This window comes from Streptomyces sp. NPDC058877, from assembly GCF_042742855.1.
Classification (GTDB): Bacteria; Actinomycetota; Actinomycetes; order Streptomycetales; family Streptomycetaceae; genus Streptomyces.
The window spans coordinates 1-20,299 of the sequence record NZ_JBHYMF010000130.1 but is presented as its reverse complement, the minus strand read 5'-3'; the positions used below and the strand labels follow the sequence as shown (position 1 = coordinate 20,299).

Sequence of the window (20,299 nt, the reverse complement as noted above, 5' to 3'; positions counted from 1 at the left end):
ATAAGCCCCTGGGGGGCTCCCCCGGCCCCGGGCGACGGGGGGGCACGCCGCCCCCCGGGGGGGGGCCGGGGGCCCCCCCCCGCCCGCCGGCCCCCCCCACCGCCCTCCCGGCCGGTGCGGATCACCCGATCGGGTCCTCCGCCTCCAGGGTGAACAGAGCGCCCTCAGGGTCCCGGACCACCACCCGCCGCCCGTCGGCGCCGTCCGCCGGGCGCGCCCCGGCCCACTCGCCGCCCGGCACCACCGATCCGCCCTGCCCCTCGACCGCTGACCGGGCCGCCGCCAGATCCGGCACCCGGAAGCGCACCAACCAGCGGGGCCGCGACTGCGGCCGGGGCGAGGTGGATTCGACCGGGCCGCTGTCCAAACGGGCGACGGCCTCGCCGTCCCGCCGCAGCACCACCTGATCGTGCTCGTACGACACCTCGCAGCAGCCCGGGCTCCCGTCGGCCCAGCGCAGCACCCCGCCGTAGAAGACGGCCGCGTCGAACGCGTTGCTGGTGTGCAGCTCCAGCCCTGCCGGGGCCTGCCGTCCGCCCATGTGCCAGCGCGAGGCCAGTGGCCCCTCCCAGATGCCGAACGCCGCACCCTCCAGATCCGTCGCGAGCGCCGCCCGCCCCCGCGGCGGATACGACATCGGCCCCACCCCGACCGTGCCGCCGCGCTCCCGGATCCGCGCCACCGCCGCATCGGCGTCGTCGACCGCGAAGAACACCGTCCAGGCCACCGGCACCGCCGGCTCGACGGTCACCGCGGTGATCCCGGCCACCGGAGCCCCGTCCCGCTCGCCCACCACGTACGCGTCGTCGAGGGCGACCCGCCGGAACGTCCATCCCAGCACCGCCCCGTAGAAGCGCTCGGCCGCCCGCAGGTCGCCCGTGGACAGATTGAGCCAGCACGGTGCTCCCACCGCGTTCCCGGTCGTCGGCGCCGACACCGGCACCACCTCCTCGTCGTCCCGCGCGCCGGGCACCGAGCCCGCGCCCTCACACCAGCCTGCGCCGTGCGCCCCTTCCCCGCCCCTCCACCGGGCAAGCGCGCACTCACCCACGTGCCTCCGATCACCACACCCCCGGGTGTGCCGCAGCGGGTCGGCGGACCGCTGCGACCGGTGTCAGGGGAGCCGGCCGTGCACCTCGGTCCGGAGGGCGACCGACAGGTGGTGGTGCAGCGCGCCGAGCGCCGGCTCCCCCGGAGCGAACAGGCCGGTGGCGAGCTTCCAGTAGCGGGGGAGCACGGGACTCTCGTCCCGTGCGAGCAGGGCGACGAGCCGGTGGCGGAAGACCGGGGTGTCCGACTCCCCGCACGCATGCGCGTAGGCGGAGACGAAGCAGTCCAGGGCACCGCCGTCCTGCGGCGCCCGTCCGGCCCGCACCTGGTCCGAGGAGAGCGCGTAGGCCTCGGCGAGCCCCTCGTAGAGCACGGCCGGACGGTAGGTGCCGTTCGGAAGCGGCGCCGCGGGCCGGAGGCCCGGCAGGCCGAGGCGGGGATCGGTGACCAGCGCGTGCAGTCGGGCGAAGGCGAGCACGTGGTCCGGAACCGGCTCCTCAGGCAGCAGCGGCACCACCGAGTCGAGGACCAGGGTCACCAGCCGCCCCGGCAGCCGGGCCGGCAGGAGCCGGCGCCAGAACCCGGCCAGCGCATCCGTGCTGGGTGGGGAGGGCAGGGCGCCGAACAGCCGCAGCCGCTCCGCGCGCTCGTCCGGTGCGCAGTCCTGGAGGGACCGCAGCGCGGCCTCCTTCCACCGCAGGGCGAGCAGCCGGGAGCCCACCTCCCGCAACTGGCCGGCCACGGCCCGCTCCAGCGCCTCGTCCGCCCCGCCCCGGTCGAGGACCCGCTCCACCTCGGGAACCGGCAGGTCAAGGGCGCGCAGGGACCGGATGAAGCGCAACCGGTCGAGGGCCTCGACCCCGTACCTCCGGTGACCGCCCGAGCTGCGGCCCGCCTCCGGAAGGAGTCCGCGATCCGTGTAGAACCGCACGGTCTTGACGGTGACGTCCGCGCGGGCGGCCAGCTCGCCGATGCTCCACAGACCGTCGGACAACACGAGGTGGGCCTCCCTGGGCCGATGCGGACTCGCTCGGGCCCTCCCATTCTGCCGCCCGGTGCGCGGAGCTCCGTCTTGAACCTCCCCCAGGGGGAGTTCCTAGCGTGGCCGCGGAGCGACCCCGAGAGTGGCGAGGAGACGGCGATGGCGACGTTCGTACTGGTGTCGGACGGCTTCACCGGAGGCTGGGTGTGGGAGGAAACCGCGGCGCGGCTGGCGGAGGCGGGAGCGGAGGCGCATCCCGTGGACCTGACCGGGACGGGCGCCCGGTCCGCCGGGGCCGCTCCCGGCATCGACCTGGAGGCCCACATCGAGGAGGTGGTTCGGCGCGTCGACCGGATCGAGGCGGCCGAGGTGGTCCTGGTGGGACACGGATACGGTCTGCACCCGGTGCTCGGAGCCGCGGACCGGCGGCCCGGGCGCGTCGCCCGGATCGTCTCCGTGGACACCGACCTCCCGCAGGACGGCGAGCCGGCCGTGCGCTCCGTGCCCGATCCCGACGTGCGGGAACGACTCCTCGGCGGAGCCGACCCGGCCGGAGCCGACGGATGGGTCCCGCCGCCGACCCCCGGCACCTGGTCGCGCTGGGGCAGCCTCCACGGGATTCCCGCCGAGGCCCTCGACCGCCTGGAACGCCTCGCATCGCCCCAACCGGCACGCACCTTCACGGAGCCGCTCCGTCTGACCGGAGCGGCCTCCGCCCTGCCCAGCACCGGCATCCTCTGCACCGTCAACGGGACGAGTATCGACCTGATCCAGATGCTGATGGAGTCGGGTCCGCCCCGGATGCAGACGTACGCAGAGGAGAGGTTCCGCTTCTTCGAACTCGGCACCGGACACTGGCCGATGCTCTCCGCCCCCGCCGAACTGGCCGATGTGCTGCTCCGTGCGGCGGCCGGCGGGGGGCGCCGGCTGACCGCTCCGGTGCGCGAGCACCAGCAGCCGTCACACCTCTTGCCCTTCCTCCTCGACCCGCCCGAGCGTCCCCGAGACCGGGTCGGTCGGGTCGACTTCCACCTCCCGGAGGCAGACGGGCCCCGACCCGCAGTGGTGTTCGTCCACGGCGGGCCCGTCGCTCCCGACCAGCGTCCCACCCCGCGGGACTCCCCGTTCTTCCTGGGATACGGCCGCTACGCGGCGAGCACGGGGATCGTCGGCGTGACCCTGGACCACCGGTTGCACGACCTCGTGGACTACCCGCAGGCCGCCCGGGACCTCGCCGAGGCCGTCGACGTGGTGCGGGCCCATCCCGCCGTCGACGGGGAACGGATCGCGCTCTGGTTCTTCTCCGCCGGTGGACTGCTCACGACGGACTGGCTCGCCGCGCCCCCGCCCTGGCTGCGCTGCCTCGCGGCGAACTACCCCGTCCTGGCGCCGCTGTCCGGATGGAGGACGGTGGACACCCGCTTCCGTCCCGTCGACGTCGTGGGGACGGCCGATGGGCCACCGATCGTCCTGACCCGGGCCGGTCTCGAACAGCCGGTCTTCGCAGCGACCGTCGAGGCGTTCCTGGCCGCAGCCGTGGAGCGCGGGGCGGAGGTCGAGGTCATCGACGCACCGGACGCCCGTCACGGCTTCGAACTCGTCGACCCCACCGATGCGTCCCGGGCAGTGGTGGCACGGGCGATGGCCGCGGTCCACGCCCACCTGACGGGCTGACCGGGACCCGGCGCGGGGACGATGTCCGGTCCCCGGGCCGGAAGCCCGTGCCCCCCGCGGCGGTGACCGGGGCCGGCAGGCTGCCCGGCCTACCTCCGTGGCACCGGCGGTGACGGCGGCGCCGCCCTCGGACGGACCTGCCGGCCCGCCCCGTCCGTCACCGGACGGCCCGGCGCCCGCCGCGCCGCGGCACGGAGTCCAGGAGCAGTCGGGTGTACGGATCCTCGGGTGCGTCCAGGACCCGAGCGGTCGGACCCGTCTCCACGACCCGGCCGGACTTCAGGACCAGGACCTCCTCCGCGACGTGCCGGACGACCGCCAGGTCATGGGTGACGAACAGGTAGCCGATCCCCGACTCGCGACGGATCGCACCGAGGAGTTCGAGGATCTGGGCCTGGATCGACACGTCGAGCGCGGCGACCGCCTCGTCCAGGACGAGGACCCGGGGCTCCACGGCCAACGCCCTTGCGATCGCGACTCGTTGGCGCTGCCCGCCGGACAGCCCGCGGGGAAGGGAGGACGCCTCGCGGGTGCTGAGTCCGACCTGCTCCAGCAGCTCGGCGACCCTGGCCCGGCGACCCGCCAGGTCCCGCCCGGAGTGGAGGCGCAGGGTCTCCTCCAGGCAGTCGGAGACGGTCACCCGGGGGTCGAGCGACAGGTACGGGTCCTGGAAGACCATCTGGATCTCCCGTGCCCGGGCGAGCCGCTCGGTCCGCCCCCGGAAGGGGCCGGACCGGTCCCGCCCGTCCAGGTGGACGGTGCCGCCGTCCGGGCGCTCCAGGCCGACGAGCATCCGGACCGTGGTCGTCTTGCCGCTGCCGGACCCGCCGACGAGGGCGAGGGACGTCCCCGGCGCCAGCGCGAAGGACACGCCGTCGACCGCCGTGTGGTCCCCGTACCGTTTGCGCAGGCCGTCGACGACCAGTCCCTTCCGGGGCGGGCAGGACGAGACGCTCATGGCGTGATCCCTTCTTCGACGCGGTGGCAGGCGGCGAACCCGTCGCCGTGACGTACGAGTGCGGGTGCTTCCTCGGTGCAGCGCGGCAGGGCATGGACGCAGCGCGCCGCGAAGGCGCAGCCGGGCGGGGCCTCGGCGAGGGAGACGGGGCGTCCGGGGACGGGCCGGGGAGCCGGCGACCCCGGTTCGAGGCGGGGGGTGGAGGCGAGCAGCCCCGCCGTGTACGGATGGCGCGGCCGGTCGAACAACTCCTCCGTGGACCGGGTCTCCACGATCCTGCCCGCGTACATCACGTACACCCGGTCGCAGACGGACGAGGCCAGCTCCAGGTCGTGGGTGACGAAGAGCATGCCCGTGCCCCGCTCGGCCCGCAGCCGGGCCAGGAGCGTGAGGACCTCGGCCTGGGTGGTGACGTCGAGGGCGGTCGTCGGCTCGTCGGCGACGAGGAGGACCGGCTCGGTCGCGAGCGCCGCCGCGATGACGACCCGCTGGAGCATGCCGCCGGAGAACTGGTGGGGGCGGCGGCGCAGCGCGCCGCGCGGGTCGCGGATGCCGACCGCGTCGAGGAGCTCCTCGGCACGGACGGTCGCTTCGGCGGCGGGAGTTCCCGCCGCGCGGAGTCCTTCGGTGAGGAAGTCGCCCACCCGGCGCAGCGGGTTGACGGAGGCGCGCGGGTCCTGGAACACCATGGAGACCCGTCGGGTGCGCAGTGCGGTGAGTTCGGCGCGGTCCATGGCGAGCACGTCACGGCCGGCGACCCGGACCTCGCCTTCGGTGCGGGCACCTCCCGGTACCAGCCCGAGGACGCTGCGGCAGGCCACTGACTTGCCGGAGCCGGACTCGCCCACCAGGCCGACGGTCTCCCCCCGCCGTACCGTCAGTCCGATCCGGTCGAGGACGGGGCGGGCCGCCCGGTCGCCGGCCAGGTGCACGCTGAGCCCGTCGATCTCCAGGACCGGTGCGGTTCCCGGGGGCGGGGAAGGAGGAGACGTCGTCATCGTGTTCACCGTTCCCGCTTCGCGATCCGGTCGGCGAGTCCCTCGCCGACGGTGCCGAACGCCACCACCGCGAGCACGATGCACGCGGAGGGCGCGAGGGCGGGCAGCATCGCCCCTTGCAGGACGGCCGCTTGCCCCTCGTTGATCATGGCTCCCCAGTCGGCGGTCGGCGGTTGCACCCCGAACCCGAGGAAGGACAGCGCCGCCAGGTCCATCAGCGCGTATCCGAAGTTCATCGCGGACTGGGCGAAGACCGTCGGGGCGATGCCGGGCAGCAGCCGGCGCACACAGACGGTCCAGCCGGACCAACCCTGCACCCGGTACGCCTCGATGTACGGCCTGGCCTTCTCCTGCCGTGCCACGCCCCGCACGAGCCGTCCCACGTACGGCGTGTACGCGACGGACATGGCGAGCACGGGCGCGGTGAGCCCCGGACCGAGGACCGACACCAAGAGGATCGCGAGCAGGAGCCCCGGGAGCGCGAAGACGAGGTCCATGGAGCGTGAGAGCAGGGCGTCCACCCAACCGCCCCGCCAGGCGGCCAACACGCCCAGGAAGGTGCCCGAGAGCGTGGAGACGCCGACGACGAGCAGCGGCCCGAGGAGCCCCGTGCGGGCGCCGTGGATCAACCGGGACAGCACGTCGCGGCCCGACTGATCGGTCCCGAGCAGGTGGTCACCGGTGGTTCCGACCAGGCTCGCCGACAGGTCGAGCGCCTCCGGATCGTACGGGGCGAGGAGGGGGGCGAGCAGAGCGGCCAGGACGAGCGCGGCGAGGACCGCGGTCGCGACCGCGAAGAGCGGTCCCCGGCCGAGGGGGCGCAGGGCGCGCATCCCCGGTCTGCGGTACGGAGCCGTGGAGGTGGTGGAGGTCATGAGGAGCCTTCCCCGAGGGACAGACGGGGGTCGATGAGCGGTGCGAGCAGGTCGACGACGAGGTTGACGAGCACGAAGGCCGCGACGCTGAGGAGGGTGATCGCCTGCACGACGGCGAAGTCCTTGGCGGTGACGGACTGCACGAGCAGCGAGCCGAGTCCGGGGACGTCGAAGGCGGTCTCGACGATCGAGGTGCTCACGATGAGTCCGGCGAGCAGGGTGCCGCCGACCGTGACGACCGGGCCGAGCGCATTGCGCAGCACGTGTCGGCGGATCACCGAGCGGGCCGCGACGCCCCGGGCCCGCGCCACCTCGACGTGGTCGCGTCCGAGTTCGTCGAGCATGGCCGAGCGGGTCACCCGGGCGAGGAGTCCCGCGAAGGACAGTGCCAGGGCGAAGGCGGGGAGCGTCAATTGGTGGAGCCGCTCGGGCAGGCCCGGCGGGACGCCGCCGCCCGGTCCGGGGAACCAGCCGAACCGCACGGAGAAGAGCGAGACGAGCGCGATGGCGGTGACGAACGGGGGAGTGGCGGTCGCGACGCCGGTGCCGATCAGCACGATCCGGTCGGGGAGGCCGGGGCGCAGGGCGGCGAGGACGCCTGCCGCGACCCCGAGCACCAGGACGAGCACGGCGGCGTAGCCGACGAGCAGGGCGGTGCCGGGCAGTCGGGAACCGACGAGGGCGGTCACGTCCTGGTGGTACTGGGCCGAGCGGCCGAGGTCGCCGCTCAGCACCCCGCCGAGCCACTGGGCGTACTGGGCGACCAGCGGATCGTCGAGGTGGTGCTCCGCCCGCAGGGCCGCCACGGTCTCGGGGGTCGCGGGGCGGCCGTGCAGCAGGAAGGACACCGGGTCGCCGGGGGCCAGGCGGACGGAGCCGAAGACCACGAGCGAGGCCACGAGCAGCACTGCCGCCAGGCCGAGGAACCGTCCGAAGAGGTAGCGCGTCATCGCCGGTTGGCCCCGATCGTCGCGGCCCACGGGTAGTAGAGCTGGGCGATGCCGGTCGGTGCGCCGGTGATCCGCTCGCCGAGGAAGACCGAGTAGGGCGCCTCGTACACGGGGATGACCGGTAGCTCGTCGAGCGCGATCTGCTGGAGCTTCGCGGTGAGTTCGGCCCGCTTCACCGGATCGGGCTCGGAGTTGGCGCGGTCGAAGGCGAGGTCGAAGGCGGGATTCGACCAGTTGCCGTAGTTCCCGAAGTCGCCGGTGCGCAGGTACTGGTAGAACTCCAGCGGGTCGGGAGTGTTGTCGTAGCCGTTGGTGATGACCAGGTCGAGGCCGGTGCGGGCGCTCGGGTCGACGAAGATGCTGCTGTACGCGTCGGGGGAGACCGGCTTCAACCGGACGTCCAGCCCGATCTGACGGCCCGCGGCCTGGACGGCGTTGGCCACGACGCTGATCTCGGGCGCGAGCGAGCTGGTGGCGAGGGTGATCGTCCGCCCGTTCGCCCCGGCTTCCCGGACGAGTTCCTTCGCGGCGGCGACGTCGTACACCGGTTCGGGCAGGGCGTCGAAGAGCAGCGCGGTCTTCTCGGGGGCGAGCGCCCAGGCGCCGCGTGCGGCAGGGGCCTTGGCGGGCACGCCGACGCCGCCGGCCGCGGCCCTGATGATGTTCTTCCGGTCGAGGGCCATGGACAGCGCCCTGCGGACCTCGGGTTCGCCGAGCGGACCGTGGAAGTCCAGGACGGCGAGGTTCGCGGCAGCGGTGTTGGGCCCGAAGAACACCGTGCCCTTGTCGCTGGAGCGCAGTTGGGCGAGTGAGGACGAGGGGAGGAGGTAGCCGCCGTCGACGCTGCCGGAGAGGAAGCCGTTGGAGCGGGCCGCGGGGTCCTCGACGAAGGTGAACTTCACCCGATCCGATGCGGGGGCCAGCTCCTCGTCCCAGTAGGCGGTGTGCTTCTTGAGGGTGATGCTGTCGCCCTGCGCCCAGGTGTCGAGCGCGTAGGGGCCGGTGCAGTTCAGTCCGGTCCCGGGCGTGCCGTAGTCCTTGCCGGCCTCCTTGAGGGAGGCGGCGCTCACGACGGTGCCGGGGGAGGCGGCCATCAGCTCGTGGAAGAGGACGTCGGGCTTGCTGAGGCGGACCGTCACCTCCAGGGGGCCGGTCTTCTCGATCGCGTCGACGTTCTTGAAGGCGGAGGCCCAGGGCGAGCCGGTCTTCGGGTCCATCTGCCGGGTGAGCGAGGCGACCACGTCGTCGGCGGTCATGGTGGTGCCGTCGTGGAACCTCACCCCGGGGCGCAGCGCGTACACGAGGGTGCGCGGGTCCGGCCGGTCGTAGGCCACGGCGAGTCCGGGCTCGATCCTCATGTCGGGGGTGACCCGGAGGAGCTGCTCGCACACGTTGGCGAGCACGGTGTTCGGCGGGTAGTCGTACGCGAGGGCGTAGTCGAGCGTGTACGGCTCCGCGTACAAGGACCAGGTGAAGGAGTCCAGCGGTCCGCGGGCGGCCGGCGAGGTCGGGGAGACCGTGAAGTCCGGGGCACCGCCGCCGGCCGGCGGGTTCGTGGCTCCCGAACAGGCGCTGCTGGCGGCTGCGAGGGCGGCGGTGCACAGCACGAGGGCGAGGGTTCTGGGCATGCGCATGGGACGCACCCCTTTACGGGTGTAGTGACGGGCTCGGGGGGATGGAGCGAGTATTGGTGCGGGAACGTTCCCGCACAAGGCTTTGCGGGAACGGTTTTGCAGAGCGTGCGAGGGTGGCAGCATCACCTTCATGACCGAAGCTTCACGGCACGGCGGACAGCCCTCGCCGCCCATCCCGCGCGTCCGCCTCGTCGACGTGGCCCGCGAAGCGGGCCTCTCCAAGACGACCGTCTCGGCGGCGCTGAACGGCACCGGAAGGCTCTCTCCCGAGGTGCGGGAGAGGGCCCGCGAAACCGCCCGCAGGATGGGCTACCGGCCCAACGCCACCGCGCGCCGGCTGCGTGCGGGACGGGCCCGGTTGATCGGATACGTGGTCGGTGAGTTCGCCGACGCTCCCTGGACCTTCCTGGAGTCGCCGTACTTCGCCCGGCTGACCGGGGCCACCGCGGCGACCTCGCTGCGCCGCGGTTACGCCGTGGTGCTGCTGCCCGCCGGCACGCTGCAGAGCGAGTGGGTCGACCTGTCGCTCGACGCGGTGGTCGTCGCCGACCCGGTGGCGGACGACCCGGTCGTCGAACACCTCCTCGCCGCCGGCATCCCCGTCTTCAGCGACCGCTCCGTCGAGGGGAGGGCCGGGGCTTCCTGGGTGGACGTCGACGCGGACGCCGCCGTGCGCGAGGTCCTCGACCACCTCCACGGACAGGGAGCCAGACGACCCGTGCTCGTGGTGCCGGACAGCAGCACCCGCTTCCACCTGGAGGTCCGTGCCGCCCACCGCGCCTGGTGTGCTGCGCACGGCCTGCCGGAGTTGCTCGTGCGCGTCGACGCGCCCGGCAACGGACCGGTGGTGGAGGCCGTCGAGCACGCCCTCGCCGTACCGGGCGGGGCCGAACGGCCGGACGCCCTCTTCGTGGTCGCCGAGGCCAGCCCGCCCCTCGTCCTGGAGGCGGCGCGCCGCCACCGGTACCGGGTTCCGGACGATCTGCTGGTCGCCCTGGTGAGCGAGGACGCCACCGCCCTGCACACCGTCCCGCCGACGACCACGCTGAGCCTCCGGCCCGAGGCGGTCGCGGAAGCCGGGGTGGAGCACCTCGTCGCGGTCCTGGAGCAAGGCCGCCGGGAGCCTGCCGGGACGCTCGTGGCGACCCGACTGGACGTCCGGGCCTCCTCGCTGAGGTCGCTCCGGGCCGGATGAGGACGCCGGCGGAACGGTCGGACGGAGCGGGCGCGACACCGGGGCCGGTCAGACCGAGTGGACCAGCCGCCCGCCGACGTAGGTCCGCTCGACCCGGGCCTCGGCGATCTCCTCCGGCGGGCCGGTGAGGACGTCCCGGTCCAGGACGACGAGGTCGGCGAGGTGACCGGGGCGCAGGCTTCCGGTGTCGTCGAGGCCGTTCACATGAGCGGTGCCCGCGGTGTAGGCCGCCAGCGCCGTGCTGAGGTCCAGCCGCTGCTCGGCGAAGAAGACGCGCTCCTCGGTCGTCCCGGGCTCCCGGCGGTTGACGGCGACGTGGATGCCCTCGATCGGGTTCGGGCTGCTGACCGGCCAGTCGCTGCCCGCGGCGAGGGTCGCCCCGGCGCGCACCAGATCGCCGAACGGGTACTGCCAGGAAGCGCGTTCGGGGCCCAGGAACGGGATGGTCAGCTCGTCCATCTGCGGCTCGTGCGCGGCCCACAGCGGCTGGACGTTGGCGATCGCGCCGAGCGCGGCGAAGCGCTTCAGGTCCGCGGGGTGGACGACCTGGAGGTGGGCCAGGTGGTGGCGGTTGCCCCGGCGCCCGTTGGCGGCGATCGCGGCCTCCAGCGCGTCCAGGGCCTCCCGGACGGCCCGGTCGCCCAGGGCGTGGAAATGGACCTGGAAGTCCAGGGCGTCCAACTCGGTCACGTACCCCCGCAGGGCTTCCGGATCGACGAAGCTGAGACCGCTGTTGGCGGTGGCGCAGCCGCAGCCGTCCAGGTAGGGGGAGGTCAGGGCGGCGGTGAAGTTCTCCGCGATGCCGTCCTGCATGATCTTCACCGAGCCTGCTCGAAACCGCCCCCCGCTCCACTTCTCCCGCCGGGCGACCAGTTCGGGTATCTGTTCGGCGCCCCGCTCCCGGTCCCACCACAGCGCACCGGTCACCCGGGCGGTCAGCGATCCGTCGTCGGCGGCCGTCCGGTACGCCTCCGACGGGTCCGTCATCCCACCGAAGGAACCGAGCAGTGCGTCCTGCCAGGCCGTGATGCCCAGCGAGTGCAGCAGCTTCTGTGCCCGCAGCAGAGCGGCCAGCCGTTCCTCCGGCGTGGTTTCCGGCAACAGCCGGGCGACCAGCTCGATCGCACCCTCCTGGAGCATGCCGCTGGGCGAGCCGTCCGCCTCCCGCTCGATCCGGCCGTCGGCGGGATCGGGGGTGTCGGCGGTGAGGCCCGCGAGCTCCAGGGCCCGGGTGTTGACCCAGGCTCCGTGATGGTCCCGGTTGGACAGCAGGACCGGTCGGTCCGGGACGACGGAGTCGAGCAGTTGCCGGGTGGGCAGTCCGCCGTCGAAACTCTCCATCGACCAGCCGCCACCGGTGATCCACGCACGGTCGGGGTGGGCGTCCGCGTACCGGTGGACCAGTTCGAGGTACTCCCGGACGCCGACCGTGCCGGCGAGGTCGCACTCCGCCAACTCCTTTCCGCCGGAGACCGCGTGGACGTGCGCGTCCTGGAAGCCCGGCAGCAGCAGCTTCCCCGTCAGGTCGACCACTTCCGTGGCCGGTCCGACGAGGTCCCGCACCTCGTCGTGGCCGACGGCTGCGATCCGCTCGCCGACGACGGCGAGGGAGGTCGCCCGGGTGCGGGCCGGGTCCGCGGTGAAGACGGGACCACGGGTGAAGACGAGATCGGCCGTGACCATGGGAGCTCCAGAGCATGTGGTGGCGGTTGACGGGCGCCATCGAACCCGGCGGGCCGTTTACAGGTCAATGGTGTTGACGTAAGGTGCCCGCCATGTCCGAACGCGTGGTCCCCGAAGGCAACAGACGACGCCGCCGCCCCACCAAGCAGGGCGCGGTCCTCTCGGAGGGGCTCATCGTCGAGACGGCGCTGCGGCTGATCGCACAGCACGGTGCCGATGCCCTCTCGGTACGGAGGCTGGGCGCCGCGCTCGGCGCCGACCCCACCGCCCTCTACCGCTACTTCAGGAACACCGACGCCCTGCTCCTCGCCGTCGCCGACGAGATGATCGGCCGTGCGCAGGAGGGCTGGTCGGCCACCGGCGACTGGCGCGCCGATCTGCGCGAGCTGGGCCTGCGCATCCACCGCTGCTACCAGGCCAACCCCCGGGTGGCGGCGCTCGTGGCCCATCGCACCACCGGACGGCCGCACGAGACCCGGGCCGTCGAACGGATCCTCGGCGTCCTCCGTTCCGCCGGTTTCCCGGACGGCCTCGCCGTGCGGATCTACCACGCCTTCGTCGACCAGGCCCTCGCCTTCGCCGCCCAGGACGCCGCCGCACTCGCCCTGCCGCCGGCCGCCCGGGAGAAGGAGGCGGAGGTCTGGCACGCCGTGTACGGTCGACTCCCGCCCGACAGCCACCCGAACGTCGCGGCGACCTTCCCGCTGCTCGCTGCCGAGATGCGCGACAGCGGGTACCCGTTCGCCCTGGAACTGTTGCTCGGCGCGGTGGCCGCACTGCAACCGGGCACCACGCCCTTGCCGGGGGCTCCGGCCGGCCCCGCGTGACGCAGGGACCGGCGCGACCCCGGTCACGGTCGCGCCGGAAGCCGACCGCGGCGCGAGGGGGAGAAGCCCGGAGCGGGGCCGGGGAAGAAGGAGGGAACCCATCGGCGGTCCCGCCCCGGTCGTGCCGGATCCGCCGGAGACGAGCGGGCACCGCCGGGTAACCCCCGTCAGGGGTGGGTGAACACCCCCGCCATCCGCGTGTCCGGATTGCTGCTCATTCCGACGATCGCGCCGCCGCCCGCCCGGTTGGCCCGTGCGTGCGCACCCGCGTAGCCCCCGTCGGTGAGGAAGAACCCCAGTGCCGCGATCCAGTCCTCCACGGCGCCGGTCGCCGGGTCGTACACGGGCTCGGGCCGTGGCACCACCCGCTCCTGAGCCACGTAACCCCCGCTCTCCACCGCGTGGCGCAGGGCCTCCCCCCACTCGGCATCGGTGCATTCCCAGCCGACGAAGGCGTCCAGGCCGCCGTACCCGGCCCCCGGCTTGAGGATCAGTCGCGTTCGCCGCTCCCGGCACAGGTCGATCAGCCCGGCCGGCCCGGAGGCCCGCAGCGTACGGCTCCACGGCAGCACCCGGTCGATCAGGGACCGCTCCGCGGCGTCGAAGGCGCCGTCCCACTGCGGGTCCGAGAGCAGGGAGAGCGCGCCCTTGTGGGAGTAGAGGCCGCTCTCCAAGGACGTGAACAACACGGTCCTGCCCGCCTCGTGGGCACGGAAGAAGGGCTCCGCGACCTCCGGCCCCCCGGGGTCGTCGAGCAGCTGGCTCGCCGCGAAGTTCCGCAGCACCAGATCGAGCGGCGTGCCGTGCAGGGTGAGCTTCCCGTCGGCACGCGCCCGCACCTCGCCGATCTCGCCGATCCGCAGGTCGAGGCCCTGCTCGGCCATGGCCTCCTGGGTCGCGCGCATCAACCGTCCGTACGGGCCGACACCGCCGCGCCCCTCGATCAGTCCGATCACCGGCTCCGCCCCGCCGGACAGCACGGGCCGGGCCCGGTCGCGCAGGACGGCAGCCATCCGAGCGGCGATGTCGACGTGTCCGAGGCGGTGTTCGCGTGCGAAGCCGGCGAACCCGGGCACCCGCAGCAAAGCCCGGTCGAGGACGTCCATGTCGAGTCCGCCGACCTCACTGCCGAGGTTGAACTCCAGGAGCTTGTACGCGGTGCCGTCGTGGTACGCGTCGGCGCGGCCGAGTTTGGCGGGGAGGCCCGACCCGGCCCTCCGCAGCAGCGCCACCAGCTCCTCGTCGAGCCCCAACTCCGCCGCGTACCGCTCGGTGTCCCCGTCGAAGAGCCGGTCCGGCAGGGAGAGCAGGAGGTCGAAGAGGCCCTCCAGGTCCTTCGCGAACGAGGCGGCTTCCGATTCCCGGACGAACCAGGGCCGGGGCAGCAGGTGCGGGCGCCAGGCCTCTTCGAAGGCCGGGGGCAGCTCGGTCCGCGCGACGGCCGTCGCGAGCCCGCGGTCCCCGCGCAGGCACTCGTCCAGGTACGTCCGGCACAGTTCGGTCATCTGTCTCGCTCGCTCCACTGAAGAGATCGGGCACCCGTTCCGAAGGGCCAGCAGACTATCCCAGTACCCGATCCGTTGGTCTGGACCTCCTTGGCGAGGCGCGTCAAGCTCTTCACATGGACTTGGAGTTGAGGCACCTCAAGACGATCCGGGCCATTGCGGACGCGGGGAGTCTCACCCGTGCCGCGACCGCACTGGGGCTGGCGCAGCCCGCGCTCAGCGCACAGCTGAAGCGGATCGAGCGGGCCCTCGGCGGGGCGTTGTTCGAGCGGGGACGCGAGGGCGTCCGGGCCACCCCGCTGGGCGACCTCGTCCTCGATCGGGCCCGAGTGGTGCTGCCCGCCGTGTGCGAACTCCAAGAGGAGGCGGTGCGCTTCGCCCGTTCCGGAGCGGAGGGCTACCGACTGGGCAGCACGCACGGTCCGCTGCTCGGCAGCCTCGTCGACCGGATCGCCCGCACGGACCCCGGAGCCCCGGTGACCACCCACACCTCCTGGTCGGAGCGCGAGATCGCCTGTGGGGTCACCAGCGGCAGACTGGACTTCGCCCTGGTGGGGGTCTGCGGCGAGAGCCGCCCGCCCGAGGAGGGCCGGCTGACCTGGGCGGAGGTGGCCCGCGACCCCGTGCACGTGATGCTGGCGGCCGACCATCCGCTCGCCCCCCGCGCCGAGATCGACCTGGCCGAACTCGCGGCGGAGGCCTGGACCGACGTGCCCGGCGACGGCTGCTTCGGCGACTGCTTCGCGGCAGCGTGCGTCCGGGCCGGCTTCACCCCGGCCTGCGTGTACGAGACGGACACCGCCTCCTGCGTGCACCTGGTCCAGGTCGGCCGGGCCGTCGGACTGTGCCGGGCCACCTTCCCCGCCACCCCCGGCCTGGTGGCCCGGCCGCTGACCGGCGCCCCCCTGGTGTGGCGACACCTGTTGGGCTGGCATCCGGAGGGCCGTGCGGCGGGCCGGGCCACCGCCGTGCTCGGCCACACCCGGGCCGCCCACGGCGAGGCGCTCACCCGCAGCGCCGGCCGGACGGCGACGGTCGAGCCCAGGCCCGAGGGCAGCCCGCGGTGAAGGCGGCGGCACCAGCACCCGCCGCCCGGGCATAACGCGGTGGCAGGGGCCGACCGACAACTGCCGCGGCCCCGCGGGGCTCCCTACGGTTCTCGCAGATCCCCCACCGAGAACCGAGGAGACACTCATGCTCCGACGACACGCCCGCGCGGCGTGTACCGTGCTGGCCGCCGCCGGAATGGCACTGGCCGGCCTCCAGTCCGGGTCCGCCGGCGCGGCCCCGCAACCGAGCGACCTCACACCGCCGTCCACCGTGCGGACCGCCGCCCCCGCGCCCAAGTCCGCCGCCCAAGCGCTCGGTGCCGCCGCCGCCCAGCCCGAGGTCCTCCGGGCCATGCAGCGGGACCTCGGTCTGACCCGGACCCAGGCCCTCACCAGGCTTGCCAACGAGGCCGAGGCCGGAGCCACCGCCGCCCGGCTCCGCCAGGGCCTGGGCGCCGCCTTCGCGGGCGCCTGGGTGGACGGAGCCGAGGCCGGCACCCTCACCGTCGCCACCACCCGCCCCGCCGACGCGGCTGCGATACGGGCCACGGGCGCGAAGGCCCGGCTCGTGACGCACGGTCTGACCTCCCTGGAGCGGGCGAAGGAGGCCCTCGACCGGGCCGCCACCGCCGAGGCCCCCGTCCGGTACGTCGACGTCCGGGCCAACGTCCTGGTCGTCGAGGAGACGAAGGCCGGTGCCGGAGCGCGGCTCGTCGCCGCCACCGGCGTCCCCCGCGACCTGGTGCGCGTCGTCAGCACCTCCGAGGCGCCCCGCCCGCTGTACGACATCCGGGGCGGCGACGCGTACTACATGGGCGGCGGCGGCCGTTGCTCGGTCGGCTTCGCCGTCACCCGGGGCACCACCCAGGGCTTCGCCACGGCGGGTCACTGCGGCCGTGCGGGCACCACCACCAGCGGTTTCAACCAGGTGTCCCAGGGCAGTTTCCAGGGCTCGATCTTCCCCGGCAACGACATGGCCTGGGTGGCCGCCAACAGCAGTTGGACGTCCACCCCGTACGTGAAGGGGGCCGGCGGCGCGAACGTCCAGGTGACCGGATCGGTCCTGCAGCCGGTCGGCGCCTCCATCTGCCGCTCCGGCTCCACCACCGGCTGGCACTGCGGGACCGTGCAGCAGCACAACACCAGCGTCACCTACCCCGAAGGCACGATCTCGGGCGTGACCCGTACCACGGTGTGTGCGGAGCCGGGCGACTCCGGAGGCTCCTACATCTCCGGAAGCCAGGCGCAGGGCGTCACTTCCGGAGGCTCCGGCAACTGCTCCAGCGGTGGCACGACCTTCTTCCAGCCGCTCAACCCGCTGCTGCAGAACTACGGCCTCACCCTGCGGACCACCGGAAGCGACCCGGGCCCCGGACCCGGCGACCCGGAGCCCGGCGGCACCTGGGCGGCGGGCAAGGTCTACACGGCCGGTGACGTGGTGACGTACGGCGGTGCGAGCTACCGCTGCATCCAGGGCCACCAGGCCCAGACCGGCTGGGAACCGCCGAACGTCCCCGCCCTGTGGCAGCGCATGTGACCCGGTTCGGATGAGGAACGGGGCGCCGTGACCCAGAGGGGGGCACGGCGCCCCGGACGCCGTCAGTCCGTCCCCAGGCCGCCCCGGGCGATGACGTCCGCGTACCAGCGCGCACTGTCCTTCAAGGTCCTGCGCTGCGTGGCGAAGTCCACGTGGACGATGCCGAAGCGCTTGCTGTACCCGTATGCCCACTCGAAGTTGTCGAGCAGCGACCACAGGAAGTAGCCCCGCACGTCGACACCGGCCCCGAGGGCCCGGTGCACCGCCTCCAGGTGCGCGCGCAGGTAGTCCACCCGCTCCGGGTCCTTCACGTTTCCCGAGGGGTCGGCGTAGTCGTCGTACGCCGCTCCGTTCTCCGTGATCACGAGCGGTACGTCCGGCAGCTCGTCGCGCAGCCGCACCAGGAGCTCGTACAGGCCGCTCGCGTCCACCGGCCAGTCCATGGCCGTGAGCGGCCCGGGGGCGGGCTCGAAGCGCACGTGCCGCTCGGCGCCCGCCCACGGGGAGGGCGACCCGGAGCTGCCGGCGGCGACCACGGCGGGCGAGTAGTAGTTGATGCCCAGCGAGTCGATCGGCGCGGCTGCCGTCTCCAGGTCCCCGTCCCGGACGAAGGACCAGTCCGTGACGGAGGCGGTGTCCCGGACCAGGTCCTCGGGGAGCCGACCGTGGAAGACGGGGTCGAGGAAGATCCGGTTCCCGACCGCGTCGATCCGGCGTGCCGCGTCCAGGTCCTCGGGGGCCCCCGAAAGGGCGCGTACCACGTGGAGGTTCAGCGTCAGGGACACCTCCGCCGTCCCGGGCAGCGCCCCGCGCAGCGCGCGGGCCGCCAGGCCGTGCGCCAGGTTGAGGTGGTGCGCTGCGCGCAGCGCGGCGAGGTCGCTGGTGCGGCCCGGGGCGTGCACGCCGTTGCCGTAGCCCAGGAAGGCCGCGCACCAGGGTTCGTTGAGCGTGGTCCAGGTCGTCACCCGGTCGCCGAGGGCGTCGGCCATGATGTCCGCGTACTCGGCGAACCGGTACGCGGTGTCCCGGTGCGGCCAACCGCCCGCGTCCTCCAACTCCTGCGGCAGGTCCCAGTGGTAGAGCGTCGCCACGGGCCGGATGCCCGCTTCCAGGAGCGCGTCGGTGAGCCGCCGGTAGAAGTCCAGGCCCTTGCGGACGGCTGGTCCGCGGCCGGTGGGCTGGACCCGGGGCCAGGCGATGGAGAACCGGTAGTCGGTCACTCCGAGGCGCTGCATCAGGGCGACGTCCTCGTCGACCCGGTGGTAGTGGTCGGCGGCGATGTCGCCGGTGTCGCCGTTGCGCACCTTGCCGGGCGTACGACTGAAGGTGTCCCAGATGGAGGGGGTGCGACCGTCTTCGGCAGCGGCTCCTTCGATCTGGTAGGCGGCCGTGGCGGTGCCCCACCGGAAGCCTTCGGGGAAGCGGTGGACGGCCGTGACGTCGGTGTGGGTGTCGAGCGCGGTCATGGAGGGGGAGCTCCCTGCGGTGAGAGGTCTGGAGAAGGAGGAGGGACGGCTGTCAGCCCTTGACCGCGCCCTGCATGATCCCGCCGACGATCTGCCGGCCGAGGAGGCCGAAGACGAGGAGCACGGGCAGGGTGCCGAGCAGCGTGCCGGCCATGATCACGGACTGGTCGTGGACGTAACCGCCGCCGAGCTGGCGCAGCGCGACCTGGACGGTGGGCTCGGAGGAGGAGAGGGCGACGACGGGCCAGAAGAAGTCGTTCCAGGCGGCCATGAAGGTCAGCAGACCGAGCACGGCCATCCCGGGCCGGGCGATCGGCACCACGATCGCCCAGAAGATCCGTGCGGTGGACGCCCCGTCGACGCGTGCTGCTTCGATCAGCTCGTCGGGCAGGGACTGCACCAGGTACTGCCGCATGAAGAACACGCCGAACGCCGACACCAGGCCCGGCAGGATCACCGACTGCAGCTGGTTCACCCAGCCGAGCTCGGCGATCAGCATGAACAGCGGGATCACGCCCAGCTGCGGCGGAATCATCATGGTGCCCACGGTGACCGCGAGCAGCGCACCGCGGCCGCGGAAGCGCAGCTTGGCGAAGGCGAAGCCGGCGAGGGTGCAGCACAGGACCGTGCCCAGGGTGATCGAGCCGGAAACCAGCAGCGAGTTCAACAGTGCCTTGCCGATGTCCGCCTCTTCGAGGACCGCTTCGAAGTTGCCCATGAGGCGCGCTCCGGGCAGGAGGGCCGGTGGGACCTGGGCCAGGTCGGCGTTGGAGCGGCTCGCGGCAACGATCGTCCAGTAGAAGGGGAAGGCCGAGAGCAGGACGGCGAGGATCAGGATCGCACGGGCGAGCGGTCCGGCGTGCAGGGTGCGGCCGGCCCGTGAGGGCCCGCGCCGCGCCGACCGGGTGGGCGCGGTCATCGGCCGGCCTCCTTGCGGGAACGGCGGCGCACGATCAGGGTGTTGATCCCGACGAGCACCACGATCAGCAGGAACATCACCCAGGCGATGGCGGCTGCCCGCCCGAGGTGGAAGAAGCCCCAGCCCTGCTCGTACATGTAGAGGCCGAGGGTCTGGTACTGGTGGGAGATGCCGCCGGAAATCGACCCTTCGAGGAGCAGGGGCTCGCCGAAGAGCTGCGTCGCGCCGATCGTCGAGACGATGATGGTGAACAGGATCGTGGGCTGCAGCCCCGGCAGCGTGACGTGGAGGAACTGCCTCCAGCGCGAGGCGCCGTCCATGGCGGCTGCCTCGTACAGCTCGTCGGGGATCGACTGCATGCCGGCGAGGTAGATCAGCGCGTTGTAGCCGGTCCAGCGCCAGATGACGACCGTCGACACCGCGATCTGCGAGGCGACCGTGTCGTTCTGCCAGTCGACGGGGTCGATGCCGATCAGACCGAGGGCGTAGTTGACGAGCCCGAAGTCCCGGCCGAAGAGCTGGGCGAAGACGAGGGTGGCGGCGGCCACCGAGGTCGCGTACGGAAGCAGGACCGCGGTCCGCAGGAACGTGCGTCCGCGCATCCGGTAGTTCAGCAGGTGTGCGAGCCCGAGGGCCATCACCAACTGCGGCACGGTGGAGAGGACGCCGATGGTGAACGTGTTGCGCAGCGCGATCCAGAAGTACTCGTCGCCGAGGAGCGCCGTGTAGTTGCCGATGCCGCGCCACTCCATGTCGCCGGGAGCCTGGAGCTCCACCCGGTACAGGGAGACGAAGGCGGTGTAGAGCAGGGGGAAGAGGCCGAAGGCGGCGAACAGGGTGAAGAACGGGGCGAGGTAGGCGTACGGCGAGATCGTCCGCCAGGCCCGCCGGACGGGGCCCGGTCGGGGCGGCGGGGCGGCGCGCGGCGGTGCGGCCGGCGCCTGCGGTGCGGTGAGGGTCACGGTCGGCCCTTCGGTTCCTGGGGGGTGGGTCGGGG

Annotated in this window: 17 protein-coding genes; 5 read left to right on the top strand and 12 right to left on the bottom strand. The window is 73.4% G+C overall.

Translation table 11 applies throughout. The annotated features are described in order from the left end of the window. Positions 1-121: 121 nt before the first annotated feature. Both ACFW2Y_RS25430 and ACFW2Y_RS25425 read right to left on the bottom strand, forming a co-directional pair. Positions 122-973, bottom strand: a complete 852-nt coding sequence (locus ACFW2Y_RS25430) for a VOC family protein (protein WP_384883565.1) — start codon at positions 971-973, stop codon at positions 122-124. A gap of 141 nt (positions 974-1,114) precedes the next feature. Continuing rightward, on the bottom strand, positions 1,115-2,047 hold the full coding sequence (locus ACFW2Y_RS25425) for a MerR family transcriptional regulator (protein ID WP_384883562.1): 933 nt from the start codon (positions 2,045-2,047) through the stop codon (positions 1,115-1,117). Between the two features lie 144 nt (positions 2,048-2,191). Here ACFW2Y_RS25425 and ACFW2Y_RS25420 point away from each other — a divergent pair, with 144 nt between their 5' ends. Beyond that, positions 2,192-3,706 carry an alpha/beta hydrolase gene (locus ACFW2Y_RS25420; protein WP_384883560.1) on the top strand — a complete coding sequence of 505 codons (1,515 nt, stop codon included), beginning with the start codon at positions 2,192-2,194 and terminating at the stop codon, positions 3,704-3,706. A gap of 157 nt (positions 3,707-3,863) precedes the next feature. Here ACFW2Y_RS25420 and ACFW2Y_RS25415 read toward each other — a convergent pair whose 3' ends face one another. From ACFW2Y_RS25415 to ACFW2Y_RS25395, 5 genes are read right to left on the bottom strand one after another with little or no spacing between them, the layout of a single operon-like run. Next, a complete protein-coding gene (locus tag ACFW2Y_RS25415) occupies positions 3,864-4,664 on the bottom strand; it encodes an ABC transporter ATP-binding protein (protein ID WP_384883557.1) in 801 nt (266 codons plus the stop codon). Continuing rightward, positions 4,661-5,662, bottom strand: coding sequence for an ABC transporter ATP-binding protein (locus tag ACFW2Y_RS25410; RefSeq protein ID WP_384883554.1), 1,002 nt, complete (start codon positions 5,660-5,662; stop codon positions 4,661-4,663). The genes ACFW2Y_RS25415 and ACFW2Y_RS25410 overlap by 4 nt, the downstream gene beginning before the upstream one ends. A gap of 5 nt (positions 5,663-5,667) precedes the next feature. Then, positions 5,668-6,537, bottom strand: coding sequence for an ABC transporter permease (locus ACFW2Y_RS25405; RefSeq protein ID WP_384883551.1), 870 nt, complete (start codon positions 6,535-6,537; stop codon positions 5,668-5,670). Then, positions 6,534-7,487, bottom strand: a complete 954-nt coding sequence (locus ACFW2Y_RS25400) for an ABC transporter permease (RefSeq protein WP_384883548.1) — start codon at positions 7,485-7,487, stop codon at positions 6,534-6,536. The genes ACFW2Y_RS25405 and ACFW2Y_RS25400 overlap by 4 nt, the downstream gene beginning before the upstream one ends. Further along, positions 7,484-9,121 (bottom strand): ABC transporter substrate-binding protein, encoded by a 1,638-nt coding sequence (locus tag ACFW2Y_RS25395; RefSeq protein ID WP_384883545.1) that lies wholly within the window; start codon positions 9,119-9,121, stop codon positions 7,484-7,486. The genes ACFW2Y_RS25400 and ACFW2Y_RS25395 overlap by 4 nt, the downstream gene beginning before the upstream one ends. A 130-nt stretch (positions 9,122-9,251) precedes the next feature. Between ACFW2Y_RS25395 and ACFW2Y_RS25390 the strand changes: the two genes are divergently transcribed. Continuing rightward, positions 9,252-10,316, top strand: a complete 1,065-nt coding sequence (locus tag ACFW2Y_RS25390; protein WP_384883542.1) for a LacI family DNA-binding transcriptional regulator — start codon at positions 9,252-9,254, stop codon at positions 10,314-10,316. A 48-nt stretch (positions 10,317-10,364) separates the two neighbouring features. On the opposite strand, the gene ACFW2Y_RS25385 is transcribed toward ACFW2Y_RS25390, so the two are convergent. Next, positions 10,365-11,999 carry an amidohydrolase gene (locus ACFW2Y_RS25385; RefSeq protein ID WP_384883539.1) on the bottom strand — a complete coding sequence of 545 codons (1,635 nt, stop codon included), beginning with the start codon at positions 11,997-11,999 and terminating at the stop codon, positions 10,365-10,367. A 92-nt stretch (positions 12,000-12,091) separates the two neighbouring features. On the opposite strand from ACFW2Y_RS25385, the gene ACFW2Y_RS25380 reads away from it, so the two are divergent. Continuing rightward, positions 12,092-12,826 carry a TetR/AcrR family transcriptional regulator gene (locus ACFW2Y_RS25380; RefSeq protein WP_384883536.1) on the top strand — a complete coding sequence of 245 codons (735 nt, stop codon included), beginning with the start codon at positions 12,092-12,094 and terminating at the stop codon, positions 12,824-12,826. Positions 12,827-12,993: 167 nt separating this feature from the next. Here the strand turns inward: ACFW2Y_RS25380 and ACFW2Y_RS25375 are convergent, their stop codons facing one another. Next, positions 12,994-14,331: a hypothetical protein gene (locus tag ACFW2Y_RS25375; RefSeq protein WP_384883533.1), complete on the bottom strand. Its 1,338-nt coding sequence runs from the start codon at positions 14,329-14,331 to the stop codon at positions 12,994-12,996. Positions 14,332-14,447: 116 nt separating this feature from the next. Here ACFW2Y_RS25375 and ACFW2Y_RS25370 point away from each other — a divergent pair, with 116 nt between their 5' ends. Beyond that, positions 14,448-15,398 carry a LysR family transcriptional regulator gene (locus ACFW2Y_RS25370; RefSeq protein ID WP_384883531.1) on the top strand — a complete coding sequence of 317 codons (951 nt, stop codon included), beginning with the start codon at positions 14,448-14,450 and terminating at the stop codon, positions 15,396-15,398. Between the two features lie 127 nt (positions 15,399-15,525). Then, positions 15,526-16,917: a carbohydrate-binding protein gene (locus ACFW2Y_RS25365; RefSeq protein WP_384883528.1), complete on the top strand. Its 1,392-nt coding sequence runs from the start codon at positions 15,526-15,528 to the stop codon at positions 16,915-16,917. A gap of 62 nt (positions 16,918-16,979) precedes the next feature. On the opposite strand, the gene ACFW2Y_RS25360 is transcribed toward ACFW2Y_RS25365, so the two are convergent. From ACFW2Y_RS25360 to ACFW2Y_RS25350, 3 genes are read right to left on the bottom strand one after another with little or no spacing between them, the layout of a single operon-like run. After that, the gene (locus ACFW2Y_RS25360) at positions 16,980-18,383 is read right to left on the bottom strand and encodes a GH1 family beta-glucosidase (protein WP_384883525.1); all 1,404 of its coding nucleotides are present in this window, start codon (positions 18,381-18,383) and stop codon (positions 16,980-16,982) included. 52 nt (positions 18,384-18,435) lie between these two features. Continuing rightward, entirely contained in the window at positions 18,436-19,302 is an 867-nt protein-coding gene (locus tag ACFW2Y_RS25355; protein WP_384883522.1) for a carbohydrate ABC transporter permease, read from the bottom strand. Then, positions 19,299-20,264 carry a carbohydrate ABC transporter permease gene (locus ACFW2Y_RS25350; protein WP_384883568.1) on the bottom strand — a complete coding sequence of 322 codons (966 nt, stop codon included), beginning with the start codon at positions 20,262-20,264 and terminating at the stop codon, positions 19,299-19,301. The genes ACFW2Y_RS25355 and ACFW2Y_RS25350 overlap by 4 nt, the downstream gene beginning before the upstream one ends. Positions 20,265-20,299: the final 35 nt, after the last annotated feature.